The organism is Pseudophaeobacter sp., assembly GCF_039971195.1.
Taxonomy (GTDB): domain Bacteria; phylum Pseudomonadota; class Alphaproteobacteria; order Rhodobacterales; family Rhodobacteraceae; genus Pseudophaeobacter.
In genome coordinates, this window is record NZ_JBDWPJ010000164.1 from 1 (window position 1) to 14,732 (window position 14,732).

Genomic DNA, 14,732 nt, shown 5'->3' on the forward strand with positions numbered 1-14,732 from the left:
GGGGGGGCTCCTGTGTGGCGGTGGCGCCTGCAATCGGCGTTTGCCTTGATTTACCGCGCTTTTGCGGCCCGTGCAAACCGCCTCAAATCCTGGGTGCCTAGGGGCAGCTCGGCCCGCCCCGATGCAGAGTTGTGGCGCAAAAGCTGCGTTTCCCGGGCGGGAAAACTTCGCAGATGACTCTGCGCAAAATCTTGTGTTAAGGAAATGTTAATAAATAAGACCAGAGGCAGGTCATCCAACGAGCGGAACCACCAAAGCGTGGATTTTGCCAATAGATAAGGACCAAAAAGGTCCAGGCAACGCAGAGAGGCTCTCTTCTCTGCGGCGAGACGGGTGGGTTGTCTCTCCAATTGAGGATTGGGGCAGGGCAATGGCGACAGCGGCAGAGCTGGGATACGATACCGGTGCGAGTGCCACCGAGATGGCCGAAACCATTTTTGGCGATGGGGTCACGGTTGTTGATGCTGATTACACCGGCGACAGTCGGTCATCGGCGATCTATTCCAATGGCGATGCCCTGGCACCCGGCGCGACGCCGGGCGACACTGGCGTCATTCTGTCAACCGGCCGCACCAACCATTTTACCAACTCCGCTGGCGATCCCAACCGGGCAACCAATACCTCCACCAACACACGTGGTGAAAACAACAACTCTGACTTCAACGAAGCCGCAGGTGCCCGCACCTATGATGCTGCTTACCTGGATGTGACCTTCATTCCGGATTCGGATGTGATGACCATGGAGTTTGTCTTCTCATCCGAGGAATTCCCGGAATATCAGAACTCGGTCTATCAGGATGTTGTCGCCGTCTGGGTCAATGGCGACGTGGTCGAGCTGGACGTGAGCGGTGGCGCCACCAACCCTGGCAATATCAGCGCCTCGATCAATGAAAACCTCTACGTTGATAACGGTGGCGACGATTACAACACCGAAATGGATGGTTTTACCGTCACCATGACGCTGACCATGTATGTCAACCCGGGCGTCGAGAATGACATCCGCATCGGTATCGCCGATGTGGGCGACAGCAGCTACGACAGTAACCTGCTGATCGCCGGAGATTCGGTGCAGACCGATTTTGTTGCCCTGACAGATAACACCCATGTGGCCGCCGATGGCAGCAAGGTGATCGATGTGCTGGCCAATGATGTGGACAACACTGGTGGGGTCCTGACCATCACCCATGTGAACGGGGTTGCGGTCACGGCGGGGTCGATTGTGACACTGCCCACCGGGCAGCAGATCGAAGTAAATGCGGATGGCACGCTGACCCTGCACGGCGATGGCGACATCGAGGATTTCAACTTCACCTATACGGCGACCAATGGGGTCAATGATGACACTGGCATCGTCAATGCCAGCTCGATCCCCTGTTTTGTCGCGGGCACAATGATCCAGACACCGGATGGCGAGGTGCCGGTGGAGCAGCTGCAACCCGGAGATCTGGTACAGACCCGCGATGACGGCAAGCAGCCGCTGCGTTGGATTGGCAAGCGCAGTGTCGCCGCTGAGGGGGATTTTGCTCCGATCCTGATCCGGGCGGGCAGCTTTGGCGCCCATCGCGATCTGATGGTCTCGCCGCAGCATCGTATCCTGATACGCGATGCCTATGCCGAACTTCTGTTTGGCGAAGGCGAGGTGCTGGTCGCGGCCAAGGATTTGTTGAATGACAAGAGTGTCTGCCGCTGCACGGGGGGCGAGGTCACCTACGTGCACCTGCTGTTTGACCGTCATCAGGTGATTTTTTCCGAAGGGCTGACCACCGAGAGCTTTTTGCCCGGACCACAGACCTCGGGATTGTTTGAAACAAAGGTGCTGCAAGAAATTTGTGCACTGTTTCCGGAGCTCGACCCAAAGACGGGGCTTGGCTATGGCGCCTCCGCCCGACCAGCCCTCAAGGGCTATGAAGGAAAACTCCTAGCTTCATTAAAGGCGGCGTGAATTCATGAGTTGGCTTGGTATTGTAGATCTTGATCAGAACACAACGGATCTGGCGCAGCTGTCACAGGCGCAGCTGCAGGCGGGCGGCGGTGACGCGCTGATGCTGCGCGGAACATTGGTGGTGGAAATGTCGATCCCAGACAGTCGCCGCCCAGAGCCGCTTTTGCAATTTGCCCAGGGCGGCGACTGGCCAATCGAACTGGGGCTTCAAGCGGTGCCTGGCGGCGGGGTCAGCCTGGTGTTGACGCAGGGCGGAAACCTGTCCCATGCCACCCTCAATCCCAGCGATTCCGGACGGGCGGGGCAGGTGCGGTTGACCTATGCCTGGGACAGTCTGCAGGGCTATGCGCGTTTGGCGCTGGAACGGGCTGACAGTAACAGGGTGCAGATTGCCCAGCTGCCACCGCCACAGCCCTGGCGCTATCAGGATCTCAAAACCCTGGTTTGCCCCGGCCCCCTGCGGTTTACCTCCCCGGCGCTACGCTATCTGGCCCTGTCTGATCAGCTAGAACCGGTGGGGCCGACGCCTGGGCTGGATCCCGACACGCCGGTGGCAACCCCGGCGGGCTATTGCCCGGTAGATCAGGTACAACGCGGTGATTTGGTGCTGAGCGAAACAGGCACGGCGGTGCCTGTGCTGCATGTTCTGCGCTGCGAGTTGCCGGCGCTGGGGATCTACCGGCCGGTGCGGCTGCGGGCGCCCTTCTTTGACCTGCAACAAGACATTCAGATTTCGGCCTCACAGCGGGTGGTGCTGAGCGGCAGCGAGGTCGAATATATGTTTGGCCGCCCATCGGTTCTGGTGCCCGCGCGGCATCTTTTGGGAACCAGCGTCGCAACAGCGGGTCAGAGCTCTGGCCCAACCATAACCTATACCCAGCTGATCCTGCCGGACCATGCCCCGGTGCTGGCCGCCGGTGCGGTGCTTGAAAGCCTGTATCTGGGCAGCCTGCGCCGGGATGTGAGACGGTTGGCCGCCAGTCGGCTGGCGGTGTTTGAGCGCACCTCGCTGCCGGAACACGGGCCGCCACGCTATCCGGTTCTGGGGTCATTTGACGCAGCGATTCTGGCCGAACGTCGGGTGGCCTGACGGGTTCTGGCTTGCTTGCTTTTGGCGAACCGCCTAAATACGGATTCAGGAATGCTGTATTTAGCTCTCAGGTACTGATTTGCGCCCACTCCGCTTGATCTTCCCGTTTCTGCTCCTGCTCTGGGGGAATGTGTTGTCGGCACAGGTCATCGATGTGAACACGGTGACGCGGCCTCCTTTTTCAATGATTGAAAATGGCCGGGAAACCGGCTTCTCCATCGAATTGATGCGTGAAATTGCCGAACGCCTGGACTGGGAGCTGCAGATCCACCGCAAAGAGGCCTTTGCCGAGATGCTGAACGGGGTGCAGCTGGCTGAGGTCGATATGGCCGCGGCCAATATCTCGATCACCGCTGCCCGCGAGGCGGTGATGGATTTCAGCCTGCCGGTGTTTGAAAGCGGTTTGCAGATCATGGTGCAGGCGGATGACATCCGGGAACCCTCCTTGATGAACGCTCTCTTGTCCTGGGATCTGGCGCTGGCCATCGGGTTGGCCTTTTTACTGTTGCTGGTGGGCGGCATGTTCATGTGGGCGGTGGAGCGCCGGGCCCAACCCTATTTTGACCGCCCCCTAAAAGAAGCCTGGTTCCCTTCCTTTTGGTGGGCGTTGAACCTGGTGGTCAATGGCGGCTTTGAAGAGCGGGTGCCCCGGACGCCGATCGGGCGAATGTTCGGGGTTCTGTTGGTGCTGTCGTCGCTGTTTATCGTGTCGATCTTTGTTGCCAAAATTACCGCAGTAATGACGGTCGAGGCAATCAGCGGTTCGGTGAGTTCGGTCAATGATCTTTATGGCAAACGCACCGGAACCATCGAGGGCTCCACTGCCGCCGGGTTCCTGCAGCGCCGCGATCTTGACTACTATGGATATGACGACCTTGATCAGTTGTTGCGCGCCTTTGAAAGCGGCGAGGTCCGGGCGGTGGTTTTTGATGCCCCGGTGCTGAACTACTACGTGAAACACGGTGGTCAGGAATTTGGCCGCACCATTGGCCAGGTGTTCCTGCGGGAATACTACGGGTTTGTTTTCCCGCAGGGCTCACCCCTGACGGAACAGGTAAACCACACCCTGCTGACTATGCAGGAAGATGGCAGCTATGACGCGATCTACCGCGATTGGTTTGGCCGCAAGCACTAATCAGCCATGAGTGCTGAGGCCTCTGCCGGACCTCTCTCCCCCTCTGTCGCTGTAGCACCCTGTGGTCAGTGACAGATCCTAGTGAAAAGTTGGCTCTTCACCTTCAAAGAAGGGCGTCATCTGGGCGACGATTACGGCGTTTTCATCAAGCGCACGCTGCATCAGCGCCAGCTCTTCTTCGCCGATCTCGTGACCCTCTTCCTGACGTTCCGCCAGCGTGCCATAGCCGGTAACATCCAGCGGCGCAGTCTCGGCCTGTTTCAGGATCGCGACGGTTTCGCGCACGGCTTCGGCCTCGTCCACACCAGAGGCATAGATCATCAGCGCGGCTCCGGTGGCACCATCGGGCAGACCATCGCCGTCTTTGCGGCCAATCTGAACCAAAAGCGTATAGACCTGCTGGCGGGATATCTTCTTCTTTTCCATAGCGCCGCCATAGCCCCGGCGGTGCCTTGCGGTCAATCGAATTCAGTTTGACCGCGCCGAAACCGGCTATGCCAAGGGCTGGATCGCGGCCATTCACCTTGCGGTAAGCCTCCTGCCCTTAGGTTAGGGGGGAACGATTCTCATGGCACCGCGCCGGTATGCCAAATGGGAAACCCAAATACTCCAAGAGGGTTACGACATGCCAACGGCCTCTGAACTGCCAATTGATACCTCTGCAACGGCCATGGAGATGGCCGAAGCCATGTTCGGCAATGGAATTTCCATTCAAAGCGCCGACTATGTCGGGGCGGAGGCCTCTTCCGGTATCTATTCTGATGGTGACACAACCGCCCCCGGTGTGACCCCTTCGGATACTGGCGTTATCCTGTCGACGGGCCGGGCCGAGGACATCACCAACAGCAGTGGTGATGTGAACACATCCGGCAGCACCTCCTCCAACATGGGGACCGCCGGAAATAGCGACCTGAGCGCAATCGCAGGCGGCACCACCTATGATGCCGCCATCTTTGAGGCAGAGTTCATCCCGACCGGGTCGACCCTGACGATGCAGTTCACCTTCTCATCCGAGGAGTATCTGGAATATGTCGACAAGGGTTTCAACGATGCCATTGGTGTTTGGGTCAACGGCGAAAAGGCTGAGCTGACCATTGGCAATGGCGATGTTTCCATCGACAATATCAACACCGGAAGCAACGAAAATCTCTATGTGGACAATGCCCAGGGGGATGATCTCTATAACACCGAGATGGACGGGTTTACCGTCACTCTGACCCTGAAGGCGCCGGTCAATGCGGGTGAGGTAAACACCATCATGATCGGCATCGCCGATGCCGGGGATGCGGCCTATGACTCCAACCTGTTGATCGCAGGCGATTCTATCCAGACTGAGCTGATCGCCATGGATGACGAGGCCACGGTCTATGAGGGCGGCTCGACCACGCTGGATGTTCTGGCGAATGATAGCCACGCCGATGGCGCGACCCTGACAATCACCGAAATCAACGGTCAACCTGTCGTGGCCGGATCAACGGTGACTCTGGCCGGGGGCGAGGTGATCACCTTGAACGATGATGGCACCATGACCATCGAGGGTCAGGAGGATGTTGATTCCGACGAAGAATCCACTTTCACCTATACCGTCGAGGATGACCTCGGGAATACGGATACCGGAGTGGTCGAGGTCACAACCACGCCCTGTTTTGTGGCAGGTACCCTGATTGATACCCCCGCTGGTCCTGTGGCTGTCGAAGCGTTGGAGCCGGGCGATTTGGTGCTGACCCGCGATCACGGAGCGCAGGCCCTGCGCTGGACTGGGCGCTCGGTACGCCGGGCCAAAGGCAATGACGCGCCGGTGAGGTTTGCGGCAGGTGCGCTTGGCTCCCATCAGGCGCTGGAGCTGTCCCCAAGTCACCGGGTGCTCTTGCAGGATCAATGGGCTGAGGTGCTTTTTGGTGAGGCTGAGGTGCTGGTCAAGGCGGGCAATCTGGTCAATGACCACAGCATCGCCCGTCGCACGGACGCCGCGCCGGTGACCTATGTGCATCTGCTGTTTGACCGGCATGAAATCATCTGCGGCAATGGGCTGGAAAGCGAAAGCTACCATCCGGGCGCGGAAACTCTGGATAGTTTTGACGGCGAGACTCGCGCCGAGGTGCTGGCGCTGATGGGCGGTGACCCAGAGAGTTATGGCGACAGTGCCCGCCTGTCGTTGAAGCCTTTTGAGGCGCGGGCATTGCTCAGCGCTGTGACCTCCTCCGCCTAGAATTGCTGTCCCCGGCTTGTGATGGGGGGAAAAACACCGCAAACCTGATGTCTGCAGATAATCGGACATCAGGTATCCCATGCGGTTTTCAGTTGAACAGACCCCAGCCCAGCCTTGGAAAAACGGCCTCGGCACCACCCGTGAACTCGCCAGTTCCGTCACCGTCGATGCAGATCTGATCTGGCGGGCCAGCCTGGCGCAGATCGATCAGGATGGGCCCTTCTCCGCCTTTCCTGGTCTGGCCCGCATTCACTGTATTGTCTCGGGCGCCGGGCTGGATCTGTCCAATCCTGAAAACCAGTTGGCCGCCGATCCCCTGAAGCCTTTGAATTTTGATGGCGGGTTGGAACTTATGGCGCATCTGCGGGTAGGTCCCTGCACCGCTTTCAACCTGATCTATGACCCCAGGTACATCAGCGCCGAGATGCAGATCTGTGGTGCGGGTCAGCACAGATCGGCGGCTGCGGTGCAAATAGTCTATGTCCTGCAAGGCAGCCTGCGGTTGGATTTTCCAATAGGCCAGGAGCAGCTTGGACCGGGCGAAGGCTGGCAGGGTGCTGGCCCGCAAATTGTCGACGTGGCGCCCAATAGCAGAGTGGTTCTGCTGGCTCTGAATCCGGTGTAGCCGGAAACGAAAAACGCGCCTCCCAAATTTCAGGAGACGCGCAAAGATAAACGAACAGTGATGATCAGTCGCGCAGCAACTCGTTGATACCAGTCTTGGAGCGGGTCTGCGCATCGACGCGTTTGACGATCACCGCACAGTAGAGGCTGACGCCGTTCTTCGAGGGCATCGAGCCCGAAACAACAACCGAATAGGGCGGCACTTCGCCATACATCACTTCACCGGTTTCACGATCAACGATCTTGGTGGATTTGCCGATATAGACGCCCATGCCCAGAACCGAGCCTTCGCGCACGATGCAGCCTTCGACCACCTCGGAGCGCGCACCGATAAAGCAGTTGTCTTCGATGATGGTCGGGCCGGCCTGCATTGGCTCCAGAACGCCGCCAATGCCAACGCCGCCTGACAAGTGCACGTTCTTACCGATCTGGGCACAAGAGCCAACGGTAGCCCAGGTGTCGACCATGGTGCCTTCGTCGACATAGGCGCCGAGGTTCACAAAGGAGGGCATCAAGACCACGCCTGGGGCGACATAGGCGCTTTTGCGCACGATGCAGTTGGGCACCGCCCGAAAACCAGCTTCTTTCCACTCCGTCTCGCCCCAGCCCATGAACTTGCTGTCGACCTTATCCCACCAGCTGGAGCCCTGAGGTCCACCGGATTGCATCTCCATATCCTTGATACGGAAACCCAGCAGCACGGCCTTTTTGGCCCACTGGTTCACATGCCAGTCGCCGTTGTCCATTTTTTCGGCAACCCGCAGCGCGCCAGAGTCCAGCGCCTGCAATGTGGCCTCGATGGCCTCGCGCTGTTCGCCTGTGGTGGCGGGGGTGATACTGTCACGGGCCTCCCAGGCGGCCTCGATCGCGGTTTCCAGCTGAGCGTTGGACATGGGGGTACTCCGGCGTGTTTGATAAATTAGGATTCGCAGCTTTCTAACGGCAATCTGCGCGCAGGTCATGCCCGGATTGCGGCCAAAATGACGCCCCGCCCGGCGTTTTGCAGTCTTTAGCGCACCCGGCGCAGGTGGCGGCGCAGGATTTCGCAGGCGGCCGCAGCATCCTGGCGCTGCATCGCCTGCAAAATGGCGGCATGATCCTGATCGATGCGGGGCCGCCACTGGTGTTGCCAATTGGCAAAGAGGTGCCTGGCAGATGCGATATGCAGATCACCGATCGAGGCCAGCAGTCGCGGCATCTGACAGGGTGCTAGAATGGCCCGGTGAAAGGCGCGGTTGCAGCGCTCCCAGGTTGCCATATCCTCGGCCTCGTCGCAGGCAAGGCGGGCGGCCTCTGCTGTGGCGAGATCTGCCTTGGAGAGGCGGGCAAAACCATGGGTCAGGGCCAGCACTTCGAGCGCGACCCGCATTTCGATCACTTCGCGAATTTCGCCGGGGTTCAACGCGCTGACACGGGTGCCGCGCCGGGGTTCAGAGATCGCCAGCCCATGGGCCTCGAGCCGCAGCAGCGCCTCGCGTACCGGCACATGGCTGGTGTCAAATTCGCGGGCAATATGGTCCTGGCGCAGTTTTTCACCGGCCACCAGTTGACCTGTCACGATCTGCTCGCTCAGGGCCTGGTAGATAGTATCTGCGATGGTTGCACTCATAGGGCGTCGATAGGGCGGGCGCGGCGCTGGCGCAAGCCTTAGCCCAGTGGATCCGGGGCGATATTGCCACCGCAGAGCAAGACAGCCACTTTTTCACCTGGCGCAGGCCGGTAGACCCCCGAAGTCAGCGCCGCCAGTGCCGTGGCCCCGGCAGGTTCGACCAGCAGACGGCGTTCGCGCCAAAGCGCCGTTTGCGCTTCGGTGATCGCTGCATCGCTTACGGTGAGCGAGGTCAGCCTGTCATCCCGGTGGTTTTGTTGGGCGAGATCAAAGCAGATCGCGCCAATCCGCCGGGCGCCCAGCGCATTTGCGGCAACGCCAGAGACCTCGACATCCACAGGCGCACCCGAAGCCAGCGCGGCATGCAGCGCACAGGAGGTCTCGGGCTCTACCGCGATGATCTTTTTGGCTCCCTGAAACCAGGCCATGGCCCCAGCGATGAGACCGCCACCACCCACGGCGATAATTACCGTATCAGCTTCAAGCCCCTGGGACTGCCATTCGGCAAAACAGCTGCCCTGTCCAGCAACCGTGCCGGGGGCATCATAGGCATGTACCTGCATAGCGCCGGTTTCACGTTCATAAGTCTGGGCCTGCTCTAATGCGTTGGCATAGGCGCCGGGCACCACCTGCAGATCGGCGCCGCTGTCGCGGATCAGTGCGATCTTGGCGGGGCCGGCCATCTCAGGCACATAGATCCGCGCCTTGTGCCCCAGCCTATGTGCCGCATAGGCCACCGCTGCACCATGGTTGCCGCCCGAAGCCGCCACCAGACCAGCGGCAGGCACCTTTTGGCTGAGCAGGGTGTTGAAGGCACCACGGGCCTTGAAACTGCCGGTGTGCTGCATCTGTTCGAGCTTCATCTCGATGGGATAGTCCAGACCAAAACCGAGGCTCTGCATCACCGGGGTGACCTGGATATGGCCCGCGGTCCGCATCGCTGCGGCGTTAATTTCTGTGGTCCAGTCCATCTGAGTATTCCCTTGTTGCAGCCACCGGACCTTAGCGATTGATCGCGGCGATACAAGGGCGGTGACGCCAGGATCAAAACCGGGTGTCTGCGCTCGGTGGGGCTGGTACCTGCGCCCGGATGGGGGTTAAGCTGAGCCCCTAGTGTTTTACAAATAGGATTGCCTGAAACGCCATGAGTGATGATCGCCACAGCCGCTTCCCGGATGCCCATTCCGACCGAGATCGCGCCGAACATGTGCCCCAGACCCCGCAATCTGCCTCACCGGCCTACCGGCTTGCCTTTGCGGATGAGGATTTCCTGTGCCGCGACGAGCTGCGCCCGGTGCGCCTGCAACTGGAACTGCTGAAACCGGAGCTGATGCTGGACGAACAGGGCATCGAGAGCACCATCGTGATGTTTGGCGGCGCCCGTATTCCGAGCCCGGCCAATAAGGAGAGCGCCCGGACCCAGACGCTGGCCGATCTGTCACATTTTTACGATGAGGCGCGCGATTTTGCTCGCATCATGACCGAAACCTCGATGCAGAGCGGCGGCCGCAAGAATGTGATCGTCACCGGCGGCGGCCCCGGTGTAATGGAGGCGGGTAATCGCGGCGCCCTGGATGCGGGCGGTAAATCCGTTGGCCTTTCGATTGTCTTACCGCATGAGCAGGCCCCCAATGGCTATGTGACGCCAGAGCTGAGCTTCAACTTCCACTATTTTGCCATCCGCAAGATGCATTTCCTGATGCGGGCAGCGGCGATCACCGTGTTTCCTGGAGGTTTTGGTACCCTGGATGAGCTGTTCGAGAGCCTCACCCTGATTCAGACCGGCCGGATGGAGCGGGTGCCTTTCATCCTGTTTGGCCGGGCCTTCTGGGAGAAGATCATCAATTGGGAGGCGCTGGCGGATGCTGGTACTATCTCGGAACAGGATCTGGCGCTGTTCAAATTTGTGGAGACCGCCGAAGAGGCCGCCGAGATCATCAAAAACTGGTCACCCGAACCCGCCCGCGACAGTCTGCCGGGACGCGAACGCTAAGAGCGGGACAAACGCGCTCAGCCAAAACAGGTGGGAACTGTTTTGGCTGTCGCTTTTAGGGCTAAATTTTGGGCATGGGGTGTGGGGCGCCATGCTCGGGGTGGAAAATGGATTGTGGTACTATATGTGTCCCTGGGTTGTGGGGAGGGGGAGTGGAGATCCTGATCAGGCGAATTCGGCTGGCAGTACTCCAATTTCAATGCCCTTAGGCAGGCTGGTCACAACCTTGGCACCATCGACGTCCTTGATCGCATAGCCATAGCCGCGCAGGCGGAACTGCCATTCGCGCGGGCTCAGCGCCTTTTCCCGCTCTTCGCGGATCAGGTCGAGCACATAGGGCTCGAGGTTGCTGTTTGCGGGCTGCGGTGTCGCCAGGGGCGTATGTGTTTCCAAATTCATGCTCAGTCCTCATAGATTCTTTTTTATTGTCTCTGAGGTCGAAACTGTTGGCGCGCTGTGGCCGGATTATATCCAGTTTAAGGAAAGATTGTGGCGCCGCCCCAGCTGTCGCGGCAAGGCCACAAAAAACGCCCCGGATCGTCTGATCACGAGGCGTTTCTGTTTGGAAGTCTGAGGGGCAGGCTCGGCCAGGTCAGGATTTGACCCCGGCCTCGGCCTCGATCTGTTTGCGGCTTTTGCGGGCGCGTTCAGTTGCGGATTTCAACTGCCCACAGGCGGCCATGATGTCCTCACCGCGCGGTTTGCGAATGGGCGAGGCATAGCCTGCGTCATGGATGATATCGGCAAAGGTGCGGATCCGGTTGTTGGAGGATCGTTTGTAGGGCGCGCCGGGCCATTCGTTGAACGGGATCAGGTTGATCTTGGCCGGGATGCCTTTGATCAGCTGAACCAGCCGGTGGGCATCTTCCTTGCTGTCATTCACATGGTCCAGCATCACGTATTCAAAGGTGATCCGCTCCGAGTTCGACAGGCTGGGGTAGGCGCGTAGGGCTTCAAGCAGGGCCTCGATATTCCAGCGTTTGTTGATCGGCACCAGTTTGTCACGCACCTCGTCTGTGGTGGCGTGGAAAGACACCGCCAGCAGGCAGCCGATCTCATCGGCGGTGCGGGCGATTTCCGGCACCACACCCGAGGTCGACAGGGTGATGCGGCGACGGCTGAGCTGGATGCCTTCGGGATCCATGGCGATCTTCATCGCGTCACGCACATTGTCAAAATTATAAAGTGGCTCGCCCATGCCCATCAGCACGATATTGGACAGCAGCCGCGCCTCATCGGTGTTGCGGGTGCCGGGGACGGGCCATTCGTCCAGGTCATCGCGAGCCATCATCACCTGACCGATGATCTCAGCGGCCGTCAGGTTGCGCACCAGTTTCTGGGTGCCGGTATGGCAGAAGGAACAGGTCAGGGTGCAGCCAACCTGGCTGGAAATACAGAGCGTGCCGCGATCGGTTTCGGGGATATAGACCACCTCGACCTCGTGACCGCCGGCGATGCGCACCAGATATTTGCGGGTGCCATCCTCAGAGACCTGTTTGCTGACCACCTCGGGGATGGCGATCACAAAGCCGTCTTCGAGCTGGGCCCGCAGGGATTTGGAGAGATTGGTCATCTCGGCAAAGTCGCGTTTGCCCCACTGATAAATCCACTGCCAGATCTGGCCGACCCGCATCTTTGCCTGCTTTTCCGGGATGCCAATATCGATCAGCGCCTGGCGCATCGCCGCGCGGGTCATGCCGACGAGATTGGTCTTGCCGCCCTCGGGCAGCTTGCGGGGAAGGGTCAGGACGTCTTGGGTGATCGGCGCGTTGGCAGTCATGGCAGCTCGACTCAAATGTTGGAGGGTGGATGCGGCTCTATATAGGAGATTGGCAAAAGATCAAAAGATTCCTTGCACAGTCTTTAGACAGCTTTGCGGACACAGTCCGGAAATGCAAAACCCCGGCCAGGGGCCGGGGCGGATGGGATGCTGCACTGAGATGGCCCAAACAGGGCGCGCCCAATTAGTTGCTGCAGCGTTTTTCAGCGTCTTCAATGGCGGCGGTGAAGCCCAGCAAAGAGAAGGCATCCTTGGTTTGGGTGCCACGGGCAGAGCGCGCTGTGAGTACCGCACCAGCGCCGCGTTTCATCGCGGTGATGATCTTTGCATCATCCGCAGCGGTGGCAGGCCAGGCCCATTCGCCTTCGGTGAAAAGTTCAAATTCGGTTTCGCCAATGGTCAAATTGACGGTAGATCCGGGGGCAAAGGGATAGCCGCCTGTAAAGGTCACCTGACCCTTGCCGCCATTCTCGGGGCGGTAAAAGACAAAGAGCTGGATCTCACTGCGGCGCACGGCAACAACGCGGCCATCGCGGGTATTGACGCTTTCCTTCGGGGCTGAAACGCCCCAGCATTCTTTTGGGCTGTCACCCTGGAAAACGCTCCAATCCACATTGGCGCCGACGCGATTGTCGGTGGTGGTTTGCTGCGCGGTTGCGGATGTGGCCAGTGCGGCCAGACACAGGCCCGCGATGATACGGGCGAGTTTCGATACCATTTGTCCCGACTCCAAGACTGTCTTACCTCAATTCCTCTGAGAGCGAGCGGCGTTTAGACCGCCGTCTGTACCAGATGCTCTCGCTTGCCATACACAAGCACACTAACGTAACAAGCGCTACGGGCGAAAGTGCGTTTGGCAGGAAATCGCCAAGAAAAGAGGCTGACACAATGACAAAACCAGTTCCAATGGCAGAAGTTTGGCGTGGATCTCTGTTGGAGAGCCTGCATCTGGGCCATGCGGTGATCTGCGATGGTAGCGGTCAGATTCTGCGCAGCTGGGGCGATCCGGATGCGGTGATCTACCCGCGCAGCTCGGCCAAGATGATCCAGGCCTTGCCGCTTCTCACCTCTGGGGCGGCGGCCAAATATGGCCTCACATCCGAACAGCTGGCGCTCGCCTGTGCCTCGCATAATGGCGCCCATATTCACACCGACCGGGTCAACAGCTGGCTGGAGCAATTGGGTCTGGCGGATGAGGATTTTCGCTGTGGCAGCCAGGAACCGGCCGATATTCCCGCCCGCAATAAGCTGATCAAGACCGACAACAGCCCCTGTCAGGTGCATAACAATTGTTCCGGAAAACATGCCGGGTTCCTGACCTTGAACCAGCATCTGGGTGCCGGGTCGGAATACATCGATATCGATCACCCGGTGCAGCAGGCCTGCCTCACTGCCTTTGAGGAGGTCACCGGCATGGCGAGCCCCACCTATGGTATCGATGGCTGTTCGGCGCCAAATTTTGCCACGACGGTCCATGGGCTGGCGCGGGCGATGTCTTGGTTTGCTTCTGCCGCGGATCGCTCCGACCGGGCCTCGGATGCGGCGGCGCAACTGACCGCTGCCATGGCGAAACATCCCGATCTGGTGGCCGGTGAAACCCGCGCCTGCACCAATCTGATGCGTGCCATGGGCGGCAAGGTGGCGGTGAAAACCGGGGCTGAAGCGGTGTTCATTGCCATCATTCCAGAGAAGAAGCTTGGTGTGGCGCTGAAGATCACTGATGGGGCGACCCGCGCCAGCGAATGCGCCATTGCATCGATCCTGGTGGGGCTGGGGGTTCTGGAAGCGGATCATCCCGAGACCCGCAAATATATCAACGCGCCACAGCTGAATCGCCGTGGCGTTGATTGCGGATCGCTGCGTCCCAGCGCGGAGATGCTGTTTTAAACCGCGTCTGGCTGGACGTATTTATGAAAGACTAGCGCCCTCCCGTGGGGAGGGTCGGGCGCTGCCCGGCGTTTGGCCGGGCGTGTTTTCTGGCGTCTTTCTGAGTGGGTGGGTCTCGCCTACATGTCGACCAATTCGGCCACTTCGACTGAGCCATGACCGCTGACCACCATGGGGCAGCCCTGGGCCATTTTACAGGCGGCTTCTTGATCACTGGCTTCGACCACGGAATAGCCCGAGAGCGGATTGGCGCCGCCATTGTCTGCGGTGCCAGAATTGCTGACGGTTTTGGAGAGGCCGACGGGATTGCCCGGCACCACCAGGGCCGTGCCCATGGAGGCCATCCAGGAGGACCAGGCCTCCATTTCGGCAGCACCTGCCTCTGGGGTCTCGGGGGTCTTGCCGCCGTGATAGGCAAAAATGAACTGGGGCATATTCTTTCCTTTATGGTTGCGGTTGCAGG

At 59.6% G+C, this 14,732-nt stretch carries 15 protein-coding genes; 7 read left to right on the plus strand and 8 right to left on the minus strand.

Annotated features, from left to right (window positions below; translation table 11 throughout):
- Nucleotides 1-370: 370 nt before the first annotated feature.
- The 3 genes from ABJP42_RS14585 to ABJP42_RS14595 all read left to right on the plus strand — a co-directional run bounded on the left by ABJP42_RS14585 (nucleotide 371) and on the right by ABJP42_RS14595 (nucleotide 4,167).
- The gene (locus tag ABJP42_RS14585; RefSeq protein WP_348341590.1) at nucleotides 371-1,942 is read left to right on the plus strand and encodes a Hint domain-containing protein; all 1,572 of its coding nucleotides are present in this window, start codon (nucleotides 371-373) and stop codon (nucleotides 1,940-1,942) included.
- 4 nt (nucleotides 1,943-1,946) lie between these two features.
- Nucleotides 1,947-3,032 (plus strand): Hint domain-containing protein, encoded by a 1,086-nt coding sequence (locus ABJP42_RS14590; RefSeq protein ID WP_348341592.1) that lies wholly within the window; start codon nucleotides 1,947-1,949, stop codon nucleotides 3,030-3,032.
- A gap of 79 nt (nucleotides 3,033-3,111) precedes the next feature.
- Nucleotides 3,112-4,167 (plus strand): transporter substrate-binding domain-containing protein, encoded by a 1,056-nt coding sequence (locus ABJP42_RS14595; protein WP_348341594.1) that lies wholly within the window; start codon nucleotides 3,112-3,114, stop codon nucleotides 4,165-4,167.
- Nucleotides 4,168-4,245: 78 nt separating this feature from the next.
- On the opposite strand, the gene ABJP42_RS14600 is transcribed toward ABJP42_RS14595, so the two are convergent.
- Nucleotides 4,246-4,593 carry a DUF8846 family protein gene (locus tag ABJP42_RS14600; RefSeq protein ID WP_348341596.1) on the minus strand — a complete coding sequence of 116 codons (348 nt, stop codon included), beginning with the start codon at nucleotides 4,591-4,593 and terminating at the stop codon, nucleotides 4,246-4,248.
- Between the two features lie 199 nt (nucleotides 4,594-4,792).
- Between ABJP42_RS14600 and ABJP42_RS14605 the strand changes: the two genes are divergently transcribed.
- Both ABJP42_RS14605 and ABJP42_RS14610 read left to right on the plus strand, forming a co-directional pair.
- The gene (locus tag ABJP42_RS14605; protein ID WP_348341598.1) at nucleotides 4,793-6,376 is read left to right on the plus strand and encodes a choice-of-anchor L domain-containing protein; all 1,584 of its coding nucleotides are present in this window, start codon (nucleotides 4,793-4,795) and stop codon (nucleotides 6,374-6,376) included.
- A gap of 79 nt (nucleotides 6,377-6,455) precedes the next feature.
- Complete coding sequence (locus ABJP42_RS14610) at nucleotides 6,456-7,001, plus strand: HutD/Ves family protein (protein WP_348341600.1); 546 nt, start codon at nucleotides 6,456-6,458, stop codon at nucleotides 6,999-7,001.
- 64 nt (nucleotides 7,002-7,065) lie between these two features.
- On the opposite strand, the gene dapD is transcribed toward ABJP42_RS14610, so the two are convergent.
- From dapD to ABJP42_RS14625, 3 genes are all read right to left on the minus strand, one after another.
- A complete protein-coding gene (gene dapD, locus ABJP42_RS14615; RefSeq protein WP_348341602.1) occupies nucleotides 7,066-7,893 on the minus strand; it encodes a 2,3,4,5-tetrahydropyridine-2,6-dicarboxylate N-succinyltransferase in 828 nt (275 codons plus the stop codon).
- A gap of 116 nt (nucleotides 7,894-8,009) precedes the next feature.
- Nucleotides 8,010-8,609, minus strand: coding sequence for a GntR family transcriptional regulator (locus tag ABJP42_RS14620; RefSeq protein ID WP_348341603.1), 600 nt, complete (start codon nucleotides 8,607-8,609; stop codon nucleotides 8,010-8,012).
- Nucleotides 8,610-8,647: 38 nt separating this feature from the next.
- Entirely contained in the window at nucleotides 8,648-9,580 is a 933-nt protein-coding gene (locus ABJP42_RS14625; protein WP_348341605.1) for a threonine/serine dehydratase, read from the minus strand.
- A gap of 173 nt (nucleotides 9,581-9,753) precedes the next feature.
- On the opposite strand from ABJP42_RS14625, the gene ABJP42_RS14630 reads away from it, so the two are divergent.
- Nucleotides 9,754-10,602 (plus strand): LOG family protein, encoded by an 849-nt coding sequence (locus tag ABJP42_RS14630; RefSeq protein WP_348341607.1) that lies wholly within the window; start codon nucleotides 9,754-9,756, stop codon nucleotides 10,600-10,602.
- 165 nt (nucleotides 10,603-10,767) lie between these two features.
- Here the strand turns inward: ABJP42_RS14630 and ABJP42_RS14635 are convergent, their stop codons facing one another.
- The 3 genes from ABJP42_RS14635 to ABJP42_RS14645 all read right to left on the minus strand — a co-directional run bounded on the left by ABJP42_RS14635 (nucleotide 10,768) and on the right by ABJP42_RS14645 (nucleotide 13,100).
- Nucleotides 10,768-11,001 carry a hypothetical protein gene (locus ABJP42_RS14635; RefSeq protein WP_348341609.1) on the minus strand — a complete coding sequence of 78 codons (234 nt, stop codon included), beginning with the start codon at nucleotides 10,999-11,001 and terminating at the stop codon, nucleotides 10,768-10,770.
- Between the two features lie 193 nt (nucleotides 11,002-11,194).
- Nucleotides 11,195-12,382: a dual-specificity RNA methyltransferase RlmN gene (gene rlmN, locus ABJP42_RS14640; RefSeq protein WP_348341611.1), complete on the minus strand. Its 1,188-nt coding sequence runs from the start codon at nucleotides 12,380-12,382 to the stop codon at nucleotides 11,195-11,197.
- Between the two features lie 184 nt (nucleotides 12,383-12,566).
- Nucleotides 12,567-13,100 carry an invasion associated locus B family protein gene (locus ABJP42_RS14645; protein ID WP_348341613.1) on the minus strand — a complete coding sequence of 178 codons (534 nt, stop codon included), beginning with the start codon at nucleotides 13,098-13,100 and terminating at the stop codon, nucleotides 12,567-12,569.
- Between the two features lie 170 nt (nucleotides 13,101-13,270).
- Here ABJP42_RS14645 and ABJP42_RS14650 point away from each other — a divergent pair, with 170 nt between their 5' ends.
- Nucleotides 13,271-14,269: an asparaginase gene (locus tag ABJP42_RS14650; protein ID WP_348341615.1), complete on the plus strand. Its 999-nt coding sequence runs from the start codon at nucleotides 13,271-13,273 to the stop codon at nucleotides 14,267-14,269.
- A gap of 119 nt (nucleotides 14,270-14,388) precedes the next feature.
- Here the strand turns inward: ABJP42_RS14650 and ABJP42_RS14655 are convergent, their stop codons facing one another.
- Nucleotides 14,389-14,703 carry a YciI family protein gene (locus ABJP42_RS14655; RefSeq protein WP_348341617.1) on the minus strand — a complete coding sequence of 105 codons (315 nt, stop codon included), beginning with the start codon at nucleotides 14,701-14,703 and terminating at the stop codon, nucleotides 14,389-14,391.
- Between the last annotated feature and the right edge of the window lie 29 nt (nucleotides 14,704-14,732).

What these genes read in the sequence shown, in the direction of transcription:
- ABJP42_RS14585 (WP_348341590.1), top strand. Translation starts at nt 371, where the DNA reads ATGGCGACAGCGGCAGAGCTGGGATACGATACCGGTGCGAGTGCCACC.
- ABJP42_RS14590 (WP_348341592.1), top strand. Translation starts at nt 1,947, where the DNA reads ATGAGTTGGCTTGGTATTGTAGATCTTGATCAGAACACAACGGATCTG.
- ABJP42_RS14600 (WP_348341596.1), bottom strand. Translation starts at nt 4,593, where the DNA reads ATGGAAAAGAAGAAGATATCCCGCCAGCAGGTCTATACGCTTTTGGTT.
- ABJP42_RS14605 (WP_348341598.1), top strand. Translation starts at nt 4,793, where the DNA reads ATGCCAACGGCCTCTGAACTGCCAATTGATACCTCTGCAACGGCCATG.
- ABJP42_RS14610 (WP_348341600.1), top strand. Translation starts at nt 6,456, where the DNA reads ATGCGGTTTTCAGTTGAACAGACCCCAGCCCAGCCTTGGAAAAACGGC.
- dapD (WP_348341602.1), bottom strand. Translation starts at nt 7,893, where the DNA reads ATGTCCAACGCTCAGCTGGAAACCGCGATCGAGGCCGCCTGGGAGGCC.
- ABJP42_RS14620 (WP_348341603.1), bottom strand. Translation starts at nt 8,609, where the DNA reads ATGAGTGCAACCATCGCAGATACTATCTACCAGGCCCTGAGCGAGCAG.
- ABJP42_RS14625 (WP_348341605.1), bottom strand. Translation starts at nt 9,580, where the DNA reads ATGGACTGGACCACAGAAATTAACGCCGCAGCGATGCGGACCGCGGGC.
- ABJP42_RS14630 (WP_348341607.1), top strand. Translation starts at nt 9,754, where the DNA reads ATGAGTGATGATCGCCACAGCCGCTTCCCGGATGCCCATTCCGACCGA.
- ABJP42_RS14635 (WP_348341609.1), bottom strand. Translation starts at nt 11,001, where the DNA reads ATGAATTTGGAAACACATACGCCCCTGGCGACACCGCAGCCCGCAAAC.
- rlmN (WP_348341611.1), bottom strand. Translation starts at nt 12,382, where the DNA reads ATGACTGCCAACGCGCCGATCACCCAAGACGTCCTGACCCTTCCCCGC.
- ABJP42_RS14645 (WP_348341613.1), bottom strand. Translation starts at nt 13,100, where the DNA reads ATGGTATCGAAACTCGCCCGTATCATCGCGGGCCTGTGTCTGGCCGCA.
- ABJP42_RS14650 (WP_348341615.1), top strand. Translation starts at nt 13,271, where the DNA reads ATGACAAAACCAGTTCCAATGGCAGAAGTTTGGCGTGGATCTCTGTTG.
- ABJP42_RS14655 (WP_348341617.1), bottom strand. Translation starts at nt 14,703, where the DNA reads ATGCCCCAGTTCATTTTTGCCTATCACGGCGGCAAGACCCCCGAGACC.